Source organism: uncultured Stenotrophomonas sp. (assembly GCF_913778665.1).
GTDB lineage: Bacteria > Pseudomonadota > Gammaproteobacteria > Xanthomonadales > Xanthomonadaceae > Stenotrophomonas.
Genome location: NZ_CAJYVQ010000010.1, coordinates 155,973 through 175,564 on the forward strand (window position 1 = coordinate 155,973; position 19,592 = coordinate 175,564).

The 19,592-nt window shown below is 66.9% G+C and carries 18 protein-coding genes; 9 read left to right on the top strand and 9 right to left on the bottom strand.

The genetic code is table 11. The features are described 5' to 3' along the window. Window positions 1-94: 94 nt before the first annotated feature. Complete coding sequence (locus QZ853_RS14780) at window positions 95-3,364, bottom strand: Rne/Rng family ribonuclease (RefSeq protein WP_295574658.1); 3,270 nt, start codon at window positions 3,362-3,364, stop codon at window positions 95-97. A 407-nt stretch (window positions 3,365-3,771) separates the two neighbouring features. On the opposite strand from QZ853_RS14780, the gene QZ853_RS14785 reads away from it, so the two are divergent. Continuing rightward, window positions 3,772-4,746 carry an RluA family pseudouridine synthase gene (locus tag QZ853_RS14785; protein WP_295574661.1) on the top strand — a complete coding sequence of 325 codons (975 nt, stop codon included), beginning with the start codon at window positions 3,772-3,774 and terminating at the stop codon, window positions 4,744-4,746. Between the two features lie 505 nt (window positions 4,747-5,251). On the opposite strand, the gene zupT is transcribed toward QZ853_RS14785, so the two are convergent. From zupT to QZ853_RS14800, 3 genes are all read right to left on the bottom strand, one after another. Next, on the bottom strand, window positions 5,252-6,061 hold the full coding sequence (gene zupT / locus QZ853_RS14790; protein ID WP_295574663.1) for a zinc transporter ZupT: 810 nt from the start codon (window positions 6,059-6,061) through the stop codon (window positions 5,252-5,254). A 97-nt stretch (window positions 6,062-6,158) separates the two neighbouring features. Next, complete coding sequence (locus QZ853_RS14795) at window positions 6,159-6,575, bottom strand: energy transducer TonB (RefSeq protein ID WP_295574665.1); 417 nt, start codon at window positions 6,573-6,575, stop codon at window positions 6,159-6,161. Beyond that, the gene (locus QZ853_RS14800; RefSeq protein ID WP_006456031.1) at window positions 6,572-6,922 is read right to left on the bottom strand and encodes a 4a-hydroxytetrahydrobiopterin dehydratase; all 351 of its coding nucleotides are present in this window, start codon (window positions 6,920-6,922) and stop codon (window positions 6,572-6,574) included. Before QZ853_RS14800 ends, QZ853_RS14795 begins: the two co-directional genes overlap by 4 nt. 90 nt (window positions 6,923-7,012) lie before the next feature. Here QZ853_RS14800 and QZ853_RS14805 point away from each other — a divergent pair, with 90 nt between their 5' ends. Both QZ853_RS14805 and QZ853_RS14810 read left to right on the top strand, forming a co-directional pair. Next, window positions 7,013-7,612 (top strand): NfuA family Fe-S biogenesis protein, encoded by a 600-nt coding sequence (locus QZ853_RS14805; protein WP_295574667.1) that lies wholly within the window; start codon window positions 7,013-7,015, stop codon window positions 7,610-7,612. A 10-nt stretch (window positions 7,613-7,622) separates the two neighbouring features. Next, window positions 7,623-9,386, top strand: a complete 1,764-nt coding sequence (locus QZ853_RS14810; protein ID WP_295574669.1) for a hypothetical protein — start codon at window positions 7,623-7,625, stop codon at window positions 9,384-9,386. 88 nt (window positions 9,387-9,474) lie between these two features. Here the strand turns inward: QZ853_RS14810 and QZ853_RS14815 are convergent, their stop codons facing one another. Next, on the bottom strand, window positions 9,475-9,888 hold the full coding sequence (locus QZ853_RS14815; RefSeq protein WP_295574671.1) for a barstar family protein: 414 nt from the start codon (window positions 9,886-9,888) through the stop codon (window positions 9,475-9,477). Beyond that, window positions 9,888-10,340 (bottom strand): ribonuclease domain-containing protein, encoded by a 453-nt coding sequence (locus QZ853_RS14820; RefSeq protein ID WP_295574673.1) that lies wholly within the window; start codon window positions 10,338-10,340, stop codon window positions 9,888-9,890. The genes QZ853_RS14815 and QZ853_RS14820 overlap by 1 nt, the downstream gene beginning before the upstream one ends. A 219-nt stretch (window positions 10,341-10,559) precedes the next feature. Here QZ853_RS14820 and QZ853_RS14825 point away from each other — a divergent pair, with 219 nt between their 5' ends. Then, a complete protein-coding gene (locus tag QZ853_RS14825; RefSeq protein ID WP_005410310.1) occupies window positions 10,560-11,171 on the top strand; it encodes a superoxide dismutase in 612 nt (203 codons plus the stop codon). 90 nt (window positions 11,172-11,261) lie between these two features. Here the strand turns inward: QZ853_RS14825 and QZ853_RS14830 are convergent, their stop codons facing one another. Then, window positions 11,262-12,107, bottom strand: coding sequence for an endonuclease/exonuclease/phosphatase family protein (locus QZ853_RS14830; protein ID WP_295574676.1), 846 nt, complete (start codon window positions 12,105-12,107; stop codon window positions 11,262-11,264). A 162-nt stretch (window positions 12,108-12,269) separates the two neighbouring features. On the opposite strand from QZ853_RS14830, the gene QZ853_RS14835 reads away from it, so the two are divergent. Together QZ853_RS14835 and QZ853_RS14840 are read left to right on the top strand one after the other, a co-directional pair. After that, window positions 12,270-13,835, top strand: coding sequence for an oligopeptide:H+ symporter (locus QZ853_RS14835; protein WP_295574678.1), 1,566 nt, complete (start codon window positions 12,270-12,272; stop codon window positions 13,833-13,835). Between the two features lie 7 nt (window positions 13,836-13,842). Next, on the top strand, window positions 13,843-14,469 hold the full coding sequence (locus QZ853_RS14840) for a rhomboid family intramembrane serine protease (RefSeq protein WP_111205080.1): 627 nt from the start codon (window positions 13,843-13,845) through the stop codon (window positions 14,467-14,469). A 56-nt stretch (window positions 14,470-14,525) separates the two neighbouring features. Here QZ853_RS14840 and QZ853_RS14845 read toward each other — a convergent pair whose 3' ends face one another. Beyond that, the gene (locus QZ853_RS14845) at window positions 14,526-14,687 is read right to left on the bottom strand and encodes a hypothetical protein (RefSeq protein ID WP_295574682.1); all 162 of its coding nucleotides are present in this window, start codon (window positions 14,685-14,687) and stop codon (window positions 14,526-14,528) included. A gap of 209 nt (window positions 14,688-14,896) precedes the next feature. Between QZ853_RS14845 and QZ853_RS14850 the strand changes: the two genes are divergently transcribed. Genes QZ853_RS14850 through cfa form a run of 3 tightly spaced genes read left to right on the top strand, consistent with a single transcriptional unit; the run spans window position 14,897 to window position 17,253 of the window. After that, entirely contained in the window at window positions 14,897-15,199 is a 303-nt protein-coding gene (locus tag QZ853_RS14850; protein WP_295574684.1) for a GNAT family N-acetyltransferase, read from the top strand. Window positions 15,200-15,236: 37 nt separating this feature from the next. Then, window positions 15,237-16,118 (top strand): DUF3298 and DUF4163 domain-containing protein, encoded by an 882-nt coding sequence (locus QZ853_RS14855; RefSeq protein ID WP_295574687.1) that lies wholly within the window; start codon window positions 15,237-15,239, stop codon window positions 16,116-16,118. 19 nt (window positions 16,119-16,137) lie between these two features. Further along, on the top strand, window positions 16,138-17,253 hold the full coding sequence (gene cfa / locus QZ853_RS14860) for a cyclopropane fatty acyl phospholipid synthase (RefSeq protein ID WP_295574689.1): 1,116 nt from the start codon (window positions 16,138-16,140) through the stop codon (window positions 17,251-17,253). A 128-nt stretch (window positions 17,254-17,381) separates the two neighbouring features. Here the strand turns inward: cfa and QZ853_RS14865 are convergent, their stop codons facing one another. After that, entirely contained in the window at window positions 17,382-19,550 is a 2,169-nt protein-coding gene (locus tag QZ853_RS14865) for a M3 family metallopeptidase (RefSeq protein WP_295574692.1), read from the bottom strand. Between the last annotated feature and the right edge of the window lie 42 nt (window positions 19,551-19,592).

The window sequence follows — 19,592 nt, forward strand, 5'->3', positions numbered from 1 at the left end:
CCGACCAAGGTCGGCAGCCACCACGGCATGGCACAAACAAAAACGGCGGGGATCATCGATCCCCGCCGTTTCGTTGTCGCGCGTCCGAAGACGATCAGACAGTCGGCGGCGTGCGCTTGCTGGCGTCTTCGTCGTCCGCCTTGGCCTGGGCTTCCGCTGCCTGGGCGGCGGCGTCAGCATGACCATCGGCCACCGGGTCGATCGACGACGTCAACGCGGCTTCGGCGACCGGCGCGGCTTCCACCGCCACCGGAGCCACCGGCTGCTCGGCGACCGGCGCGGTCTCGACAGCCGTATGGGCCTCGGCCGCCACGGGAGCTTCAACTGCCACCGGCTTCGATTCCAGGATCGGGGCCGCCTCAACGGCAGCCGCCTTCTCTTCGACGACCGGCGCGGCTTCAACCACGTCCTGCTTCGATTCCACGACCGGCCTGGTTTCGACCGCCGGAGCAGCTTCAACCACCACCGGCTTGGCCTCAACCACCACTGGCGCGGCTTCGATCACCGGAACAGTGGCTTCGACCACCGGCTTGGCGTCCACCGCCGGGGCGACAGCGGCCACCGGCTGTGCCGGGGTCGCGGCGTCGATGGCATCGAGCATGCTGGTCTGCACCGGCGACGACACCGTTTCGGCCTTGGTTGCGAGCTCGGCCGGGACCGACGTTTCGGCAACCGCCGGCGCAGCGGCTTCAACCACGGCGCTGCTCACCACCGCGACCGGCGCGGCGACAACGGCAGCAGCGGTGCGGACCGGCTTGGCGGTTTCGGCAACGGCCGGCTCGGCTTCATCATCGAAGTCGAATTCCGGCTGCGAACGGGCCGGCTGCGCAGCGGCGAGCGGTGCGGCCTGCGCTGCGGTATCGACCGTCGGTTCTGCGTTGTCGGCATCGTCGCCTTCGTCACCGTCGTCCTGGTCATCGCCCAGCACGTCGCTGCCTGCCGCGTTCTCGGCGCCACCGCGGCGACGGCGACGGCCACCGCGACGGCCGCGGCGACGCCGGGTTGCGCCTTCGCCTGCCTGCTCGCCATTGGCGTCGATTGCAGCCTCTTCGCCGACAACCGCACCCACTTCGGCGTCGCGGGCAGCGCTGGCAGCGGAGTCGACCGGTGCGACGGCTTCAGCTGGAGCGGCGGCCACCGGAGCCACCGGAGCGGTCGCTTCCTGCGCGGTAACCCCATTGGCGGCGACGGCCGTAGCGGCCACAGCTGCCGCTGCGGTCACGACTTCAGCGGGGGCCTCAGCGGCGTTGCGCTGCGACTTCTCGGCCGGCTTGTCGCCGTCCTGCTGCTGCGGACGCGGCTGCTTCGGCTGCTTCAGCTTCGGCTGCTGCGGGTTCTGGTTCTGGCCCTGCTGCTCGTTGCGCGGCTTGTTCTGCTGCTGCGGCTCCTTCTGCTTGCCCTGCTGCGGCTGCTGCTGGGCGTTGCCATTGTTGCCGTTGCGGCCGTCCTTGCTGCGCTGCTCGCCGCGATCCTTGCGGTTGCCGCCATCCTTCTGCTGCTGCGCGTTGCCACTGCCGCCGTTGCCACGATTTTCGTCGCGACGGTCCTTGCGGTCCTTGTTGCGATCCTTGCTGCGATCCTTGCGGCCGCCGTCCTGCTGCTGGCGGGCTGCCGGGGCGGCCGGCGCCGGCGCGGGGGCCGGTTCGCCACCGAACACGCGCTTGAGCCAACCGATCACGCCGCCCGCCGGGGCCGGCGCAACAGGCGCTGCCACGACCGGGGCCGGAGCGGCCGCAGCCGGCTCCACTTCCTCACGTACCGGGGCGGGGGAGGTGTGCTTGACCTGGGTCACTGCCGGCGGCGGGATGTTCAGCTGGCCCTTGGTCAGGGCATGCACCGGCAGCTTGCGAGGAGTACCGCGCTGGTAGCTGGGCTTGCTGCTCTCTTCACCCAGCTCGTTCTCGCGCAGGCGGGTCACGGTGTAGTGCGGGGTGTGCAGCTGCTCGTCGGCGACGATCACGATCGGCGCTTCGTGGCGCTGTTCGATCTCGCGCAGGGCGCTGCGCTTCTCGTTCAGCAGGTAATTGGCGATCTCCACCGGGGCCTGCACCAGCACCTGCCCGGTGTTCTCCTTCATCGCATGCTCTTCGGCGACGCGGATGATCGACAGCGACAGCGATTCAACGCTGCGCATGCGGCCGTGGCCGTCGCAGCGCGGGCAGACGATCTGGCTGGATTCGCCCAGGCTCGGGCGCAGGCGCTGGCGGCTCATTTCCAGCAGGCCGAAGCGCGAGATGCGGCCGACCTGCACGCGTGCACGGTCGTACTTCAGCGCATTGGCGAGGCGGTTCTCGACTTCGCGCTGGTGCTTGTTGGAGGCCATGTCGATGAAGTCGATCACCACCAGCCCGCCGAGGTCGCGCAGGCGCAGCTGGCGGGCCACTTCCTCGGCCGCTTCCAGGTTGGTCTGGAACGCGGTGTCCTCGATGTCGCTGCCCTTGGTGGCGCGGGAGGAGTTCACGTCGACAGCGGTCAGTGCTTCAGTCTGGTCGACCACGATCGAGCCGCCCGACGGCAGGCGCACATTGCGCTCGTAGGCGCCTTCGATCTGCGACTCGATCTGGAAGCGGTTGAACAGCGGGATGTCGTCCTTGTAATGCTTGAGCTTGCGCAGGGTCTGCGGCATCACCTGCTGCATGAACTCGCGGGCGTGCTCGTACATCTCCTCGGTGTCCACCAGGATCTCGCCGATGTCGGCCCGCAGGTAGTCACGCAGGGCGCGCACGATCAGGCGCGATTCCTGGTAGATCAGGAACGGGGCCGGCTTGCTCAGCGCGGCGTCGGCGATCGCGCGCCAGACGTTGAGCAGGTAGTCCAGATCCCACTGCAGCTCTTCCGCATCGCGGCCGACGCCGGCGGTACGGATGATCACGCCCATGTCGTCGGGAATGTTCAGCTTGTCCAGTGCGTCCTTCAGGGCGGCACGGTCTTCGCCTTCGATGCGACGGGACACGCCACCGGCGCTGGGCGAGTTCGGCATCAGCACCATGTAGCGGCCGGCCAGCGAGATGAACGTGGTCAGGGCAGCGCCCTTGTTGCCACGCTCTTCCTTGTCGACCTGGACGACGATCTCCTGGCCTTCCTTCAGCAGTTCGCGGATGCCGGCCTTGTTGTGGTCGACGCCAGCCTGGAAGTAGTCGCGGGAGATTTCCTTCAGCGGCAGGAAGCCATGGCGGCCACCCCCGTATTCGACGAAGGCTGCTTCCAGCGAGGGCTCGATGCGGAAGATCCGGCCCTTGTAGATGTTGGACTTCTTCTGTTCCTTCGACGGCTGTTCGATGTCGATGTCATACAACGACTGGCCATCCACGATGGCAACACGCAGCTCTTCAGCCTGCGTGGCGTTGATCAGCATTCGCTTCATTGTTGCGTTCCTCGCAAGCGGCTACCGCGCGGAACGCCATGGGGTTTCGCCTCTGGACACGGCTCGCCGCCCATTCGCGCAAGCGCGGGGAGGGCAGCTTGGGTTTCCAGCGCTACGACACCACGGCAGGCCGCGGGAGCGCTTCACTCTTATGGGTTTTGGGTGTTGCAGGGCCGCAGGCAGCTGTCAGCCAGGCTGGAGCGCCACGCGGGACATGTTCAGCACGGTTGCGTGTCAGGCATCCGGCGATGGCCGGGAAGGCCGGTGAGCCGCTAACATGGCCGCCCCGCGGGCGGTGGTCGCGCACTGTGCCGGATTCGTCGGAAGCTGGGCTTCTGGCCCTGAGTAACTTCCAACGAAATCAATCCCTTATCTCGCCCCCCGAGTGTAACAGAATAAACAGCCTGATGACCGCCCAAGACCCCACCAAAGCCGCTGGCGACAAGCCTTCCGTGCGCATGATCACCGTTCCCGCCGACCGCGCCGGCCAGCGCTTGGACAACTTCCTGCTCGGCCAGCTGAAGGGGGCGCCGCGCAGCCTGGTCTACAAGCTGGTGCGCAGCGGCCAGGTGCGGGTGAACGGCGGCCGAGCCAAGGCCGAGCGCAAGCTGGAGGCGGGCGATGAGGTGCGCGTGCCGCCGGTGCGTCTCAGCGAGGAGGGAGACAAGGCCGGCCCGCCAGAGGCGTTCATGCGCCGCCTGGAGCAGGCCATCGTCTTCGAGGATGCCCGCCTGTTGGCGCTGAACAAGCCCTCCGGCGTTGCCAGCCACGGTGGCAGCGGTATCAGTTTTGGCGCCATCGAGACCCTGCGCGCGTTGCGCCCGGGGCAGACGCTGGAGCTGGTGCACCGATTGGATCGCGACACCTCGGGCCTGCTGATCGTGGCCAAGAAGCGCTCGGCCCTGAGCGAGCTGCAGGCCCTGCTGCGTGAGGACCACGGTGCCGGCATTCGCAAGCGCTACCTGACCCTGCTGGCCGGGCGCATGCCCGATGGTGTGATGACGGTCGACGCGCCGCTGCATGTCGGCCTGCGGCAGGGCGGCGAGCGCCATGTGCAGGTCAATGCCATCGGCAAGGAATCGATCAGCCACTTCCGGGTGCTGGAGCGCCGCGGCGGTCATTCGTACTGCGAAGTACGCATCGAGACCGGCCGTACGCACCAGATCCGTGTGCACGCCCAGCACTTGGGGCATCCGGTGGCCGGTGACGACAAATACGGCGATCCGGCGGTCAACAAGCGGCTTCGTGAGCAGATCGGGCTGAAACGACTGTTCCTGCACGCGGCTTCGCTGGAGTTCGCGCTGGATGCAGGCAAGACCCCGTATGTGTTGAACGCGCCGCTGGCCGATGAGCTGGTCGAGGCGCTGGACCGGCTGAAGTAGCCCCTGCGGGGCTGCTGGCCACCGGGCGCAGCCCCCTCGCGGCTGGCGTCCAAAGCGGGATTCCGGTTTTGGTCGGTCCGGATGGGTTGGCGGGGGACGCCGTGAACCCATCCATGGGGGCTTGGCCGCGGCATCCTTGCCGCGGACACCCCCGCCAACCCATCCGGACCGACCTTCGACAGATCGCGTGCGCGTCAGCCACGGAACATCAAAAGAAAAGCAGACCCGTGCCGCGCGGCGGCCCGGGTAGAGGCGAGCCACGCTCGACTCACGCGCGCAGCGCGGGCTTTGCATTCTCATTCTTTCATCGCGCGGCTGGCACGCACGGAAAATTGACGGGTCACGGGCGGGGTCGGCTTGCAGGGGGGCCGCCGCATGGAAGCGGCGGCCAAGCCTCCATGGATGGATTCACGGCGCCCCCCCTGCAAGCCGACCCACCCGTGACTTCTCGATACTGCGGGACGTACCAGCCGCGAGGGGCCTCAGCCCGTTGGCCGCAAGCCCCTCACCACTTGAACAGCACCAGGCTGATCGCCAGCGTGCCCATGCCGGCGACCAGGCCGTACACGGTTTCGTGGCCCTTGGCATAGCGCTTGGCGGCCGGCAGCAGTTCATCCAGCGCCAGGAACACCATCACGCCGGCAATGAGCCCGAACACCCAGCCGAACGTGGCGTGCGACAGCGAGTCGGACAGCAGCCAGTAGCCGAGCGCCGCGCCCACCGGCTCGGCCAGGCCGGACAGCAGGCTGGCGCTGAACGCATAGAACTTGTTCTGGGTGGCGAAGTACACCGGCACCGCAATCGCGATGCCCTCGGGAATGTTGTGGATGGCGATGGCGAAGGCCAGCGGCATGCCCACCGACGGGCTTTCCAGCGTGGCGAAGAAGGTCGCCAGGCCTTCGGGGAAGTTGTGCGCTGTGATCGCGACCGAGGTCAGCAGCGCGACCCGCTTCAGGTATTCGCGGCTGTTGTCGCGGAACGCGGGGTCCTGCTTGTCCAGGCTGTCGTGCGGGTTGGGGATGAAATGGTCGATCAGCACGATCACGATCACGCCCAGCAGGAACGCCAGGGTGCCGTAGCTGAAGCCGGTGCGCTCGCCATAGGCCAGCGCGAACGATGCAATGGACTTGTTGAGGATCTCCGACAGCGACACGTAGACCATGGCGCCGCCGGCGAAGGCCAGGCCGAATGCGAGCAGGCGTGGGTTCGGCCGGCGCGAGAACAACACCAGCAGGCTGCCGATGGCAGTGGCGAGGCCGGCCGCGAGGGTGACCGCCAGCGCGATCCAGACGTTTTCGGGAGGAATCTGCAGCATGTACCGACGCGATCCTGGTCAACAGACAACCGCCCCGGGCAAGGCCGGGGCGGCGAGGGCGAGGCAGGCGTCGGCTGGCCTCGTCGGGTGCGAGCGATCAGCCGCCGCGACGCAGGCGCTCTTCCACCGCGAAGCACTGGTCCGGCTTTGGCTGCGGCGGGTTGAAGCTGACCGGCACCTGGATGGTGGCCGGCACCGGCTGGCCGTTGCGGGTGGCGGCGTTGAACTGCCAGCCCTGCACGGCGGTCTTGGCCAGTTCGTCCAACTGTGGGTTGCCGGCGCCGGTCAGCAGGGCGATCTCGCTCGGCTTGCCATCGGTGCCGATGGTCACCTTGAAGGTGCTGGTACCGCCCACGCCCAAGCAGGCCAGTTCAAGCGGGTACTGCGGCGGCGGCGTCTTCACCGCGGCCACTTCGGTCGGCGGCGGCGGCGGCGGCGCCGGCGGCTCGGACGGGCCACAGCCGGCCAGGCCGGTCACAGCGATCAGGGACAGGCTCAGCAAACGTACATTCATGGCAGTTGCTCCGTCAGGGCCGAAGTCTTTGCCGCGCAGATGAAGTCGTTCTCGCTCAGGCCGCCCACGTCGTGGGTGGAAAAGCGCACGACCGCACGGTCGTAGTGCACGCCGAGGTCTGGATGGTGGTCCTCGCGGTGGGCAATCCAGGCCAGCGCGTTCACGAAGGCCATGGTGGCGTAGTAATCCTTGAAGCGGAAGGTGCGCGACAGCGCCTGGCCGCCCTCGCTCAGCTCCCAGCCGGGAATCTGCGGCAGAAGCTCGGCCAGGCGGGCCTCGCCGAGCTTGTGGTCGCTGCCTTTGCGCGGCACGCAACGGGCCTGGGCCAGCGGAATCAGGTCGGCCATGGAAATCTCCACCTCAAGTTGACTGAACAATGCGCCGGACGGTGTATAAACCGAATGAGCGGCTCACGCTTACTTGGCTAGAATAGCCTGATGATCCAGATCTCCGACACTGCCCAGACCCATTTCCGCAAGCTGATCGAACGCGAGGGCGTGCCCGGCATGGGCGTGCGCCTCAGCGCGGTCGATCCTGGTACCCCGCGTGCCGACGCCCGGCTGGAGTTCGCCGAGCCGGCCGATCTGCTCGGTGACGAGTGGGCGGTGGACTGCGACGGCTTCACCCTCTATGTCGATGCCAGCAGCGTCGGCTGGCTCGACGGCGCCGAGATCGACATCGTCGCCGGCACCGCCGGTACCCAGCAGTTGACCATCAAGGCACCGCGCATCAAGGGCGAAGCGCCCGGCGATGCCGCCTCGCTGGTCGAGCGCGTGCACTGGGTGGTGGAAAACGAAATCAACCCGCAGCTGGCCTCGCATGGCGGGAAGGTGGCGGTGCAGGAAGTGTCGGCCGATGGCGTGGTGCTGCTGCGCTTCGGTGGCGGCTGCCAGGGCTGCGGCATGGCCGACGTGACGCTCAAGCAGGGTATCGAGAAGACTCTGATGGGCCGCGTGCCGGGGGTGACTGCGGTGCGCGATGCGACCGACCACGACAGTGGCCACGCTCCGTACATTCCTCGCGGCAACGCCGCCTGATCGCTGACGCGTGCCTCTGACCCGGGCCGGGCAACTCATTGACCTGCTGCTGGCGCGCCAGCAGCCCGGTACCGTCCTCGAGAAGACCACGCGCCTGCCGTATGGCTGGGCGCTGTGGCTGCGTTCGCTCGGCCCGTTGCCACGCCCGTTCCATGCGCGCGAGGTGATCGAGGTCCTGCTGCCGCGCCCGTTGCCGGGCCCGCCGGGTCTACGGCCGCGATTGTCGCCCTGGCAGGCGCTGCGCCGTCTGTTCTGGCAGGACTGGGACGCTGCACCGCGCGATCAGCGCTGGATGCGCTGGGGCTCCGCGCTGGCCAGTGCACTGCTGCACCTGCTGTTCTTCTTGCTGCTGCTGTGGGTGGCGGTGATCCGCACCACCGCGCCGGAAGAAGAGGGCGCCGAGGGCGAGCGCGTGCAGGTGGCGTTTGTCGGCCGCGCCACCCAGGAAGGCGGCGGCGATCAGCCGGGTGCCGAAGCAGCAGTGGCGGCACCGCCGGGCCAGGTGGCTGCTGGCCAGGAAGCGGGGGCGGCAACGGTGCCTGAGCCGCGCCCTGCGGCTGCATCGTCGCCTGCGCCCGCTCCCGCTCTCGCGGCAACGGCCAGCGTGCCATCGCCGCCCGCCGTAACCGAGCCTGCGCCGGCCGCGGCACCGCCACCGTCACCGGTGCAGGCCACCGAGGTGGCCGAGGCCAGCACGGATTTCGTGGTGCCACCTGTCAGCCTGCCGCGCACCGAGGTCAGCATCGTGCCGCGCGATGTTACGCCGTCGGTACGCGAGCGCGACGTGCAGCCGGTGCAGGCCCCGCCCACCCCGGCCACCCTGCGTGCACCGCAGATCGCGGTGCGGGCACCGCAATTGCGTGACATTCCGGTGCAGGAACGCGAAGTCAGTACCGTCGATGCACCAGTGGTATCGCAGCCGCTGCGCACGGCCGAGGTGCAGGTGCGCGTGCCGCAGCAGGATCTGCAGGTGCGCGAACGCGAGGTGCAGGCGGTGGTCGATCCGCAGGTGCGGATGGCCACGGTGGCCGGTCGCGAACCGGCCGTGCGTGCCCCGGCCGGCCGCGAGGTGCAGGTGCGCGAGCGCGAAGTGACCTCGGCACCGTCGGCAGACTCCGCGCCTTACAGTGGAAGTGCGTCCGCGGCAACGTCGGCGCCTGAGGCTGCCGGCAGTGCGGTGCAGGCGAACAGCAACCCGCGCCAGTCCGCCTCCAGCACGACACCGGCGCAAGCGGGCGCCCGTCCGGCGCCCAACCCGGGCAACTGGGCGACGCCGGCCAAGGGGGACGACTGGGGCGCATCGAGCCGCAGCCAGGATGGCGCCAGCAAGGGCGCGAGCCAGGCCAGCACATCCGGCAAGGGCAACGGTCTGTTCAATGCCGATGGCAGCGTGCGCGTGCCGGGGCAGGAAGGCCAGGGCCATGCCGAGCGCGGCGCACCCGGTGGCGCCAACGATGGCTGGAGCAAGGAGCGCATCGCCCAGTCCGGCACCTGGCTGAAACGGCCGCCCTACGACTACACGCCGACTTCGTTCGACAAGTACTGGGTGCCGCAGGAATCGTTGCTGGCCGAGTGGGTGCGCAAGGGCATCAAGTCGATGGAGATTCCGTTGCCGGGTACAAGCACGCGGATCTCCTGCGTGATCTCGATCCTGCAGGCTGGTGGCGGCTGCGGCCTGAGCAACCCGAACATGCAGGACCAGCCGGCCGTGGCGCGGCCGCCGCCGGACATTCCGTTCAAGAAGGACCTGCAGGAAGATAACGGCAGCCGCTAGCGCTGATGCCGGGTCAACCCTCAGCCGCGCGTGGCGTGGCTCTACCGATTCGTTACCGGTAGCGCAGGGCCCATGCCCGGCGCTACCGTCAGGCGCGCTGCGACAGGAACACCCAGAACGGCACATCGCGGCCGGCCCAGTCACGGCTGGCCTCGTCCATCACCTCCAGCAGGGTGTCGAAATCCTTCTGCGCGCCTGCACGCAGCGCGTCCACGTCGGCCAGGAACACTGCGTAGCCGTTGGCCGGCAGCCACTGCAGGTCGCGCAGGTTGTCCGACAGCGCATCCCAGTTGCCGCCGAAGCCAGCCGGGAAATCCAGCTGCGCTGCCAGCCGCGCCAGCAGGGTGCGCTTGTCGGCCACGCCTTCCAGGTCGATGCGGAGCACCTTCAGGTCGGCATCGCGCATCGCTGCGGCGAGCGCGCCGATGTCGCCGGTGTCGATGGCGTAGACGCCGGCGTTGTTGATGTCATGCAGGCCAAGGCCGAAATCATCGTGGCTCATCACTGCGCTCCCTGGGCCGGTACGTTGAAACTGCGGAACGACTGGTAGTGGTCGTCGGTGTAGTACCACGCCTCCGGCGGATCGCCGCCGGTGACAATGCGGCGCGTGCCGCGCGTGCGGGCACCGGGTGTGTCGACGGTGTATTCGCGGTAGTAGCCGGGTGGACGCTGCGGCAATTGCTGCTCGCGGTTGCCGAAGGTGCTGCCGTCCTGGCGATGCGTGAACGGGCCGCCGCGCTGGATCAGGGCGATGGTCTGGCGAGCTTCGGCGGGCAGGAACGCGGGCAACCCATCATCACGGCTGGCCACGGGTGCGGACGGCGCACGCGCGGCAGCGGTATCCTGCAGCTCGGGTGCGAACTGCGGCGCTGGCGGGCGCTGCATGAAATGGTTGACGACCAGGCCGAGCACCAGCAGGGCGATGGCGGTGATCAACAGCCGAGGGTTGCGCATGGGGCGGGACAGGCGAGGGTGGTGCGGGCACTGTAGCGCCTGCGCGCTGCACGGTGCATGAGGAGGGTGGCACGTCACTGCAGCGTAACAATTGCCGTCGTGCTCACCGGCAGGACGCAATTTCCTTTACATCCCCCTTGGTAATCTTGCGGTCTGTCCCCATCATTCACCGCGCACCGCCCGACACCGTCGGGTGCCCTCGCAATCAGGAGATGCATCATGGCCTACACCCTGCCCAAGCTGTCCTACGCCTACGACGCGCTGGAACCGCACATCGATGCGGCGACGATGGAAATCCATCACACCAAGCATCACCAGACCTACATCAACAACGTCAACGCGGCGCTGGAAGGCACCGAGTACGCTGACCTGCCGGTCGAAGAGCTGGTGAAGAAGCTGAAGTCGTTGCCGGAGAACCTGCAGGGACCGGTGCGCAACAACGGTGGTGGCCATGCCAACCACTCGCTGTTCTGGACCGTGATGGCGCCCAATGCCGGCGGCAACCCGGTGGGCGACGTGGCCAAGGCCATCGACAAGGACCTGGGCGGCTTCGACAAGTTCAAGGACGCCTTCACCAAGGCCGCGCTGACCCGCTTCGGCAGCGGCTGGGCATGGCTGAGCGTGACCCCGGACAAGAAGGTGGTGGTCGAGAGCACCGGCAACCAGGACAGCCCGCTGATGGAAGGCAATACCCCCATCCTCGGCCTGGACGTGTGGGAACACGCTTACTACCTGAAGTACCAGAACCGCCGTCCGGAGTACATTGGCGCGTTCTTCAACGTCATCGACTGGAACGAAGTCGAGCGTCGTTACCAGGAAGCGATCGCCTGATTGCGGTGACTGGATGAAACGAAAGGGCCGGGGGAAACCCCGGCCTTTTTGTTTTCCGCATCAGCAGTGCCGGCCGGCTGCCGGCACTGCCTATTCGGCCGTAGCCGGCACGCCCTGCAGGCGCAGCGTGGCCATCACGCCCAGGCGCAGGCCGGGCAGGTCGCCGTCGGCCGGCAGCAGGATCGGCTGTTGCCGGATGCCACCGAAGTGCTTGACCTGGAACAGCACATCCAGGCCGTGGCCACTGGCGCCGCCGCCACTGGCCGCAGGCTCGGGGCGGCCACCGGGATTGCGCCGGGCCGGCTGGAAGCCGGGCGTGCTACGCACCAGCTCCACCGTGTTGGCGGAAAAGTCGCCGGCGATCAGGCTGGGCATGCCCTCGGCAGTGGCGCCGATCCAGGTCATCAGGTCGCTGGTCTGGTGCTGGCGGGCGGTGGGCTCGTCCGGGTCGGGGCGCAGCCGTGCGATGTAGACGTTGACCAGTGCCTCGCCCAGTTTCAGCCGCATCATGCCGGCCGCGCTGAAGATGCCGGGCGGATGCAGCAGGGTGACGCCGTCTTCGCTGACTGGCAGCCGGGTCAGCATGGCATTGCCATGCCGTAGCGGCTGGCTGGGTGGGTCGGCAGTGACGAAGTCGCAGCTGTAGCGCAGCCGGCTGGCCAGCCAGCACGCTGGGTTGCGGCCCTGTTGCTGCAGTACCTGCTGTACCGAAATCACGTCGGGCTGCAGTTCGGTCAACAGCTGCGCGACCTGCTCGCGGCGCTGCTTCCATTGCGCGTCATCGCGGCTGGGCAGCTCCAGCGCGGCCACGGTCAGCTGCCGGGGCTCGGCGTCACCGCTCGCGGCGGCCTGTGCCTGCGGCCTGGCCTGAGCCTGCAACGCCAGCAGCAGCGCAAGACAGCTGAGCAGGAGGCGGGCGTGGGCGAGGGGGCGCATAACGATAAGTTTACGCTTTTGTCGTGGAGGTGCCGTGACTTTCGGCATGGCCCGCGCCGCCTGCCATGGATTGTCAACATTGTCATGCAGCCCTGCAGCGTGCTTCGCAAGCCCGGGTTCCGGTAACCTTGCGCCTTTCGCTTTGCAGGAATGCCTTACAGGATGAGCCACGACGCAGTCGCCCCCATCGCCGGCCATGGAAAGATGCCGCGCCAGATCCCGTACATCATCGGCAATGAGGCCTGCGAGCGGTTCAGCTTCTACGGGATGCGCAACATCCTGGTGCAGTTCCTGATCACCTCGCTGCTGCTGCAGGAAATCACTGCGGAAGGCCGTGCCGGTGAAGCCAAGGACATCATGCACAGCTTCATGATCGGCGTGTATTTCTTCCCGCTGCTCGGGGGCTGGCTGGCCGACAAGTTCTTTGGCAAGTACCACACCATCCTCTGGTTCAGCCTGGTCTACTGCGCCGGCCACCTGTGCCTGGCGCTGTTCGAGAACAGCCGCGAGGGCTTCTTCCTCGGCCTGGGCCTGATCGCGCTCGGCGCCGGTGGCATCAAGCCGCTGGTGGCCTCGTTCATGGGTGATCAGTTCGACCAGAGCAACAAGCACCTGGCCAAGATCGTGTTCGACGCGTTCTACTGGATCATCAACTTCGGCTCGCTGTTCGCCTCGCTGCTGATCCCGCTGGTGCTGAAGAACTGGGGCCCGCAGTGGGCATTCGGTATTCCCGGCATCCTGATGTTCGTTGCCACCTTCGTGTTCTGGCTCGGCCGCAAGCGCTACGTGCTGGTGCCACTGCCGCCGAAGGACCCGCATTCGTTCGCCAACGTGGTGCGCACCGCGTTGACCGCGCGCGTGGCCGGCCAGGGCCGCCCGGGCCTGGTGCTCGCCGTGCTTGGCCTGGTACTGGCGGTGGCCTCGTTCGCCCTGGTCGGTTCGCTCGGCATCGTGATCTGCCTCTGTCTGGCGCTGGTCGCCATCCTGGCCGGTATCGGTGGCGGCACCTGGCTGCAGCTGGACCGCGCCCGTGGCCAGCACCCGGCCGAAGCGGTCGAAGGCGTGCGCTCAGTGCTGCGCGTGCTGGTGATCTTCGCCCTGACCACGCCGTTCTTCTCGCTGTTCGACCAGAAGGCCTCGACCTGGGTGCTGCAGGGCCAGCAGATGCAGATGCCGAGCTGGTTCACCGCCTCCCAGATGCAGGCGCTGAACCCGCTGCTGGTGATGATCCTGATCCCGTTCAACAACCTGGTGCTGTACCCGGCGCTGCGCCGTTTCGGCTTCGAGCCCACCGCACTGCGCCGCATGACCGCCGGTATCGCCTTCAGTGGTCTGGCCTGGATCGTGGTCGGCGGCATCCAGGTGGTGATGGACGGTGGCAACGCCATGTCGATCTTCTGGCAGATACTGCCGTACGCGCTGCTGACCTTCGGCGAGGTGCTGGTCTCGGCCACCGGCCTGGAGTTCGCCTACAGCCAGGCACCGCAGGCCATGAAGGGCGTGGTGATGAGCTTCTGGAACCTGACCACCACCATCGGCAACCTGTGGGTGCTGCTGTCCAACGCCGCCGTGCGCAACGATGCGGTGACCCACAAGATCGCAAGTACGGGCCTGAGCGAGGCGGCATTCCTGATGTTCTTCTTCGCCGGTTTCGCCTTTGTTGCGGCGTTGGCCTTCGGTTGGTACGCGAAACGCTATCGTATGGTCGACAACTACCGTAGCGCTTGAGCCTGACATGACCCCCGTCAATCTGCTGTTGATCGCCGTCACCGCCATCCTGTCGTGGATGGCGTTCAACAACCGCAAGCTGGCCGACCGGCTGATCCTGTGGCCGCCGGCCATCGACCGTCATCGCCAGTACGACCGGCTGGTGACCTACGGCTTCATCCACGCCGACTGGTCGCACCTGATCTTCAACATGATCACCCTGTTCTTCTTCGGGGGATTCATCGAGAGCGTGATGGTGCAGCTGACCGGCAGTTACCTGACCTACCCGGCGTTCTACATCGGAGCGCTGCTGGTCTCGATTCTGCCCAGCTACCTGAAGAACCAGAAGAACCCGAACTACCTCAGCCTCGGTGCTTCCGGTGCGGTGTCGGCGGTGCTGTTCGCCTTCATCCTGATCAAGCCGTGGTCGATCATCCTGGTGTTCTTCATCCCGGCGCCGGCGATTGTCTATGCCGCGTTCTACGTCGGCTACAGCATCTGGATGGACAAGCGCGGTGGGGACCGCATCAACCACAGCGCGCATTTGGCCGGTGCGGCGTTCGGCGTGATCTTCATGCTGGCCATGCAGCCCAGCATCTTCACCCACTTCCTGCGCGAACTTTCCAACCCGACCTTCCGCCTCGGCGGCGGTTGAGGGTCGCGGGGGCCAGATCCGCTGGATCCGGCCCCCGGGGCAGGCCCTGCTACCGGTCAGGCCGGGGTCTGCTGGCCGTAGGTATCCAGCAGGCGGGCGAACACCTCCTCGCCGATACGCTGGAAATCCTGGTCTTCGGTCTGCCCTTCCACCGCCAGTTGCAGCAGGCCCTCCAGCAGGGCGCGGTCGGTATCGGGACGGGTGTCGCTGGGGTGCATCGGAGCCTCCGCGGGGGTGAGCTTGATCAATGTTCGCAAGGGCCATGCCAGCCTGGCCGTAGCCCTCCACAGGCGATAGCGGCCGCGCACGCTCCAGCTTGAGGGTCGAAAACTGACGTGAATGGGCCGGACTTGCCCCTGTTCAGGCTTCACACGATCATGGCGCCCGGCTGCGCACCATCCACGCAGTCGTCGCAGGAGACATTTCCATGGCTTCGGTCACGCCCCCCGGTCTGGCCTACGAGGTCGAACACGATCTGGCCAACCACCGCTTCACCGCCCGTGTGCGAGGACAGCTGGCGGTGCTCGACTACCAGATCAAGCGCAAGCGCATGGTCATCACCCACACCGAAGTGCCCGAGCCGATTGCCGGCCGCGGTATCGCCGGTGAGTTGACCCGCGTTGCACTGCGTTTTGCGCGCGAACACAAGTACAAGGTGGTGCCGGCGTGTTCCTACGCCGAGGCCTTCCTGCAAAGGCACGAGGAGTATCACGACCTGCTCGTCGGCTGAATGCCAGCGGGCCACGCTTCAGCCAGGGCAGGCGATGATGTACAAACATGAACAGGGGATCCCGATGAAGACTGGAAACAACCGGCCATTGCGCGCAAGCGTGCTGGCCGGCGTGGTGGGCGTGCTGTTGTTGGCCGGTTGCCAGCGTGAGAGCGAGCCGGCACCGGCGACCGACGCGGCACCTGCACCCGACGCCACCGCAGCGGGCGAAACACCAGCCACGGAAGCGGCGCTGGACCTGCGCGATGTGATTGAGAACAACGAACGCGAAGTGGTGGGCATCAGCTACCCGGCGGGCATCGATCGCTATCCGGGCCTGGCGCGCGCGCTGCAGGACTACGCCACCAGCGCACGCAGCGACCTGCAGCAGGCGCTGGACGGGCTTGGCAACGACAAGCCGACAATGCCCTACGAGCTGTCGCTGAGCTTCGAGAAGCTGCTGGAAACCCCGCAGCTGGTGGTCGTCAGTGCCGATGGCAGCCGCTATACCGGTGGCGCCCATGGCGAGCCGCTGGTGGCCCGTTTCGTGTGGTTGCCGCAGCAGCAGCAGATGCTCAGTGCCGAAAAGCTGGTGGCCGATACCAAGGGCTGGAAGGCGATCAGTGACTTTGTTGCCGACCAGCTGCGCGAGCGCGTGGCGACCCGCCTCAGCGGCGAAGACATGGACCCGGCCCAGCTGCAGGAATCGTTGCGCAACGCCTCGCGCATGATTGCCGACGGTACCGGTCCGCAGGCCGACAACTTCAGCCAGTTCCAGCCGTTGACCGATGACAAGGGGCAGATCACCGCGCTGCGCTTTGTGTTCCCGCCGTATCAGGTGGGTCCATACTCGGACGGCACCCAGACCGCCGATGTGCCGGCGGCGGTGGTGTTGCCGCACGTGGCCAAGGACTACGTGGAGTTGTTCGCACGCGGTTGACCGCAGTCGAGGAGGTGGCGTGGATACAGGGTTGCAGGAGCGGGTCGCCGGCCTGCTGCACGAAGCCGGGGTCCGCATCGGCGGCACCCAGCCACAGGATATCCAGGTGCATGACCCGCGCTTCTTCGCGCGGGTCATGGCACACGGCTCGCTCGGCCTTGGCGAGAGCTACATGGACGGCTGGTGGGACGCCAACGTCCTCGATGAATTCCTTGTCCACCTGATGCAGGCGCACCTGGACGAACGGGTACATGGCTGGCGCGAGGTGGCCGATGCGCTGAAGGCGCGCCTGTTCAATCTGCAGGCGGGGCAGGGCAGCTACGAAGTCGGCCGCCGCCATTACGACCTCGGCAACGACCTGTATCAGGCCATGCTCGGGCAGCGCCTGGTGTACAGCTGTGGCTACTGGCGCACTGCCGATGATCTGGACGCCGCACAGGAAGCCAAGCTGGACCTGGTCTGCCGCAAGCTGGGCCTGCGCCCGGGCCAGCGCGTGCTGGACATCGGTTGTGGTTGGGGCGAGGCGCTGAAGTTTGCCGCCGAGCGCTACGGCGTCAGCGGCGTCGGCGTGACCATTTCGCAGGAGCAGGCCGAGTTCGCGCGCGAACTGTGTGCCGGCCTGCCGATCGAGATCCGCCTGCAGGACTATCGCGAACTGGATGAGCCGTTCGATGCGGTCTTCTCGATCGGCATGTTCGAGCATGTCGGCGACAAGAACTACGCCAGCTTCTTCGAGGTGGCCCGGCGCTGCCTGTCGCCGCGCGGGTTGCTGCTGCTGCATACCATCGGCACCAACATCTCGCGGCATCGCACCGATCCGTGGATCGCGCGCTACATCTTCCCCAATTCGATGCTGCCGTCGGCGGTGCAGATCAGCAAAGCGTTCGAAGGGCGCTTCGTGCTGGAGGACTGGCACAATTTCGGCACCGACTACGACCGGACCCTGCAGGCCTGGCGACGCAACGTGGAGGCGGCGTGGCCGCGGCTGGATGCGCGTTACGACGAGCATTTCCGCCGCATGTGGCGCTTCTACCTGGCCGGATCGATGGCCACCTTCCGCTGCCGGCACGCGCAGCTGTGGCAGCTGGTGCTATCGCCGGAAGGCGTGCCGGGCGGGTACGTCGCGCCGCGTTGATTCGGGTGCATCCACGCCATGCGTGGATGGCGCTTGAGACCTTTGCTACGGAAAGGAATCCGACCCCGGCCAACAAAAAACCGCCCGGTCTCCCGGGCGGTTTTCGTTTCACGCTACCGCGCTGGCGATCAGTTGCTGGCGCCGGTCAGGCCACGCTTTTCCAGCAGCGGCTCGATCTGCGGCTCGTGGCCGGCGAAATCGCGGAACAGCTGCATGGCATCCACACTGCCGCCCTTGGACAGCAGGGTGGCGCGGAAGTGGTCGCCGTTCTTGCGGCTCAGGCCGCCGTTGTCCTTGAACCACTTCTGGGTGTTGGCGTCGAGCACTTCCGACCAGATGTAGGCGTAGTAGCCGGCCGAGTAGCCGCCCATGATGTGGCTGAAGTACGGGGTCTTGTAGCGCGGCGGAACCGGCGCGTAGTAGATGCCGTCCTTCTCCAGCGCGGCGCGCTCGAAGGCCATCACGTCCTTGGCGGCCGGCACCTGGTCGGCCCCGATCTGGTGCCAGCGCTGGTCCAGCATCGCCGCACCCAGGTACTCGGTGGTGGCGAAGCCCTGGTTGAACTTGGCCGCGGCCAGCACTTTGTCCAGCAGCGCCTGCGGCATCGCCGAGCCGTTCTGGTAGTGCTTGGCGTAGTTCTTCAGGATGGCCGGGTTGTCCGACCACATCTCGTTGACCTGCGAGGGGAACTCGACAAAGTCACGCGGCACTGAGGTGCCCGAGAAGTACGGATACTTCACGTTGGAGAACATGCCGTGCAGGGCGTGGCCGAATTCGTGGAAGGTGGTGTTCACCTCGTCCCAGGTCAGCAGGGTCGGCTGGCCGGCCGGCGGCTTCGGGATGTTCAGGTGGTTGGCGACCACCGGCTTGAAGCCGGTCAGCTTGGACTGCGAGACGTAGGAGTTCATCCACGCGCCGCCACGCTTGGAAGCGCGCGCGTACGGGTCGAAGATGAAGATCGCCAGCTGGCTGCCGTCGGCATCGAACACGTCGTACACGGTGACGTCATCGTGGTAGACCGGCAGGTCGGTGCGCTGCTTGAAGGTCAGGCCGAATTCCTGACCAGCGGCGTAGAACACGCCGTTTTCCAGCACGTTCTTCAGTTCGAAGTACGGCTTCAGCTGCGACTCGTCAAAGTTGTACTTGGCCTGGCGCACCTTCTCGCTGTAGAAGGCCCAGTCCCACGGTTCCAGCTTGAACGTCGGCTTGCCGGCGGCCTTCTGTTCCTTGTCGATCATCGCCTGCAGGTCGGCGGCTTCGCGCTTGGCGTTGGCCACGGCGGCCGGCGCCAGCTTGCCCAGCATCGCGTTGACCGCTTCAGGGGTCTTGGCGGTCTGGTTGGTCAGGTTGTAGGCGGCGAAGTTCGGGAAGCCCATCAGCTTGGCCTTGTCGGCACGCAGCTGCATGATGCGCGAGACCAGCGCGGTGTTGTCGAACTCACCCCCGCGGCTGCCACGGCTGACCGAGGCTTCGTAGATCTTCTGGCGCAGGGCACGGTTGGCCAGGTTGGTCAGCGGCGGCTGGCCGGTGGTGTTGAGCAGGGTGATCACGTACTTGCCTTCCAGGCCACGGGCCTTGGCGGCTTCGGCGGCGGCAGCGATCTGCTCCTTGGACAGGCCGGCCAGCTCCTTGACGTCGTCGACGGTGATCGCCGAAGCGTTCACTTCCGACTGCACGTTCTGGCTGAACTTGGTGCCCAGGTTGGCCAGCTCGGCGTTCATCTCCTTGAGCTTGGCCTTGTCGGCCTCGGACAGCTTGGCGCCGGCGCGCACGTAGTTGTCGTAGTACTTCTCGACCAGGCGCACGCCTTCGGCGTCCAGGCCCAGCTGGGTGCGGGTGTCATACAGCGCCTGGATGCGGGCGAACAGCTTGCCGTTCAGCGCGATCGCATCGCTGTGCGCGGCGAACTTCGCCGAGTAGTCGGCCTGCAGCTTCTTGCGCGCATCGTTGGTATCGGCACCGACCAGGCTGAAGAACACGGTGGTCGCGCGATCGAGGATGTCACCGCTCTTTTCCAGAGCGATGAGGGTGTTGTCGAAGGTCGGCTTGGCCTTGTTGTTGGCGATTGCCTCCACTTCCTTCAGCTGCTGCGCCATGCCGGCGTCGAAGGCCGGGGCGAAGTCGCTGTCCTTGATCTTGTCGAACTGCGGGAAGTGCAGCGGCAGCGGGCTTTCGGCAAAGAACGGGTTGGCCTGCCGGGCGTCGGTGCTGGCGGCCGGGGTGGCGGCGCCAGCCGAGAAGGCGGGCAGGGCAAGGCCGAGGGTCATGGCCACGGCAAGGGCAAGGCGAGTGGTCAAGGTAGGAACTCCGGTAAGGCAAACAAGGTCCCGAGAGTAACC

Coding starts and splice junctions, on each gene's coding strand:
- QZ853_RS14780 (WP_295574658.1), bottom strand. CDS start 3,364: ATGAAGCGAATGCTGATCAACGCCACGCAGGCTGAAGAGCTGCGTGTT.
- QZ853_RS14785 (WP_295574661.1), top strand. CDS start 3,772: ATGACCGCCCAAGACCCCACCAAAGCCGCTGGCGACAAGCCTTCCGTG.
- zupT (WP_295574663.1), bottom strand. CDS start 6,061: ATGCTGCAGATTCCTCCCGAAAACGTCTGGATCGCGCTGGCGGTCACC.
- QZ853_RS14795 (WP_295574665.1), bottom strand. CDS start 6,575: ATGAATGTACGTTTGCTGAGCCTGTCCCTGATCGCTGTGACCGGCCTG.
- QZ853_RS14800 (WP_006456031.1), bottom strand. CDS start 6,922: ATGGCCGACCTGATTCCGCTGGCCCAGGCCCGTTGCGTGCCGCGCAAA.
- QZ853_RS14805 (WP_295574667.1), top strand. CDS start 7,013: ATGATCCAGATCTCCGACACTGCCCAGACCCATTTCCGCAAGCTGATC.
- QZ853_RS14815 (WP_295574671.1), bottom strand. CDS start 9,888: ATGAGCCACGATGATTTCGGCCTTGGCCTGCATGACATCAACAACGCC.
- QZ853_RS14820 (WP_295574673.1), bottom strand. CDS start 10,340: ATGCGCAACCCTCGGCTGTTGATCACCGCCATCGCCCTGCTGGTGCTC.
- QZ853_RS14825 (WP_005410310.1), top strand. CDS start 10,560: ATGGCCTACACCCTGCCCAAGCTGTCCTACGCCTACGACGCGCTGGAA.
- QZ853_RS14830 (WP_295574676.1), bottom strand. CDS start 12,107: ATGCGCCCCCTCGCCCACGCCCGCCTCCTGCTCAGCTGTCTTGCGCTG.
- QZ853_RS14835 (WP_295574678.1), top strand. CDS start 12,270: ATGAGCCACGACGCAGTCGCCCCCATCGCCGGCCATGGAAAGATGCCG.
- QZ853_RS14840 (WP_111205080.1), top strand. CDS start 13,843: ATGACCCCCGTCAATCTGCTGTTGATCGCCGTCACCGCCATCCTGTCG.
- QZ853_RS14845 (WP_295574682.1), bottom strand. CDS start 14,687: ATGCACCCCAGCGACACCCGTCCCGATACCGACCGCGCCCTGCTGGAG.
- QZ853_RS14850 (WP_295574684.1), top strand. CDS start 14,897: ATGGCTTCGGTCACGCCCCCCGGTCTGGCCTACGAGGTCGAACACGAT.
- QZ853_RS14855 (WP_295574687.1), top strand. CDS start 15,237: ATGTACAAACATGAACAGGGGATCCCGATGAAGACTGGAAACAACCGG.